2 protein-coding genes and 1 pseudogene are annotated in these 1,329 nt (G+C 63.5%); 1 reads left to right on the plus strand and 2 read right to left on the minus strand.

The genetic code is table 11. From position 1 onward, the window contains the following. Nucleotides 1-253, plus strand: a 253-nt coding sequence (locus tag HMPREF0591_RS33590; protein WP_040624522.1) for a hypothetical protein, incomplete at its 5' end; no start/stop codon positions are given. On the opposite strand, the pseudogene HMPREF0591_RS34300 reads toward HMPREF0591_RS33590, so the two are convergent. Together HMPREF0591_RS34300 and HMPREF0591_RS29830 are read right to left on the minus strand one after the other, a co-directional pair. Continuing rightward, nucleotides 142-448, minus strand: a pseudogene (locus tag HMPREF0591_RS34300) (TetR/AcrR family transcriptional regulator); the annotation flags it as partial. The gene HMPREF0591_RS33590 and the pseudogene HMPREF0591_RS34300 sit on opposite strands and share 112 nt — an antisense overlap. Before the next feature lie 82 nt (nucleotides 449-530). Continuing rightward, nucleotides 531-1,329 (minus strand): alpha/beta hydrolase (locus tag HMPREF0591_RS29830; RefSeq protein WP_040624523.1); only part of this gene is annotated, 799 nt, incomplete at its 5' end.

Below are 1,329 nucleotides of genomic sequence, written 5' to 3' on the forward strand. Positions count from 1 at the left end.
ATCGCAACTTAGCGTTTGGCGCAAAGCCATTGCCGGCGGAAGGCTGCGCGGTCTCGCCTGGTTCCCGGCCATCGACAAGGTTGGCATCGTTTTCACCGGTTGCAGTTCGCCAAGCCACTGCGTCCTGGTCTCCTTTTCTGTTCATGAGGTTTCAGAGATGAGGCCGATGCACCTGGCGGTCAGCAGGCGGGTCAAGGCGGACGCGAAGCCCAGATTCCACTCGGGCGGAACGACTTGCGCGCCCTTTGCGTAGACATCGGTGAGCCGCTCTGGCGGGTTGGCGTCTGCCAGAGGGTGGCCACCAGCGAGTAGGCGGCCAACAGCATATCCAGTGATCCCGAACGGCCGAGCGCAGGCAACGAGCTCTCAATTGCGTCGGCGGGGATAGCGTCGCGGCGGTCCTGATCCGCTTGACCTCGACAACCCGTTCGTCGTCCACCTCGTGCTGCGACCGGCGTCTTGGTCCGCGCCGCACTTGAAGCCCTGCGCTACTGGCTGCTCTATGTTCCACGACCTGCGCGATGGGCGGATTATGCGCTGTTCTTTTCCGGCGCGGTGGTGAGATGACGGATAAACATCGCCACCTCCTCAACCGCGCGAAGCGCATCTGGGTTGACGTCGAAACCGAGCTGGAACATGTGCATCGCCTTGTGCCACTGCTGCACCCACACTGGTACGCCGTGAGCCCGCAGCCGGTCGGCCAGCGTGAGGGTGTCATTGAGCAGCATCTCGTGGGTGCCAACCTGGAGCAAAAATGGGCCAAGGCCATGCAGATCGGCCTCCGACGGCATCACTGGCGCCGCCCGGGTGCCGTTGACAGTACCGAAGACGTCATAGAGGAACTTCACCGTCATGAACGGAAACATCACGTCGCGATGGTCTTTGAGGGCCCGGTACTTCAGCCCCATATCCGACGACGTCAGCGGTGACATCAGCGCCTGACCCGCAGGCACCGGCAGCCCGCTGTCGCGGGCGGCCAGTGCGGTACCGGCAGCCACCATGCCACCGGCCGAATCTCCTGCTAGCACAATGCGATCCGCTGAAAAGCCGAGCGACATAACGTAGCGGTAGGCGTCGAGCCCGTCGGACACGGCATCCTCAAGGCGGGCCTGCGGGGCCAGCCGGTAACCGACATTGAATACCCGCGCGCCGGTCTCTTGGGAGAGCTTACCGACAAACCGCCGATGCGAATTGAGACCCAAAGTCACCAGCGCCGAGCCGTGGAAGTAGACGATAACCCGGTCGGACTGGCGGGCCGTCGGGAATACCACCCACTCGGCCGGACACTGTGGCAATGCGACGGGGGTCACTTGAGTTCCCGCCGGTGGC

The sequence above is a fragment of the Mycobacterium parascrofulaceum ATCC BAA-614 genome (assembly GCF_000164135.1).
Taxonomy (GTDB): domain Bacteria; phylum Actinomycetota; class Actinomycetes; order Mycobacteriales; family Mycobacteriaceae; genus Mycobacterium; species Mycobacterium parascrofulaceum.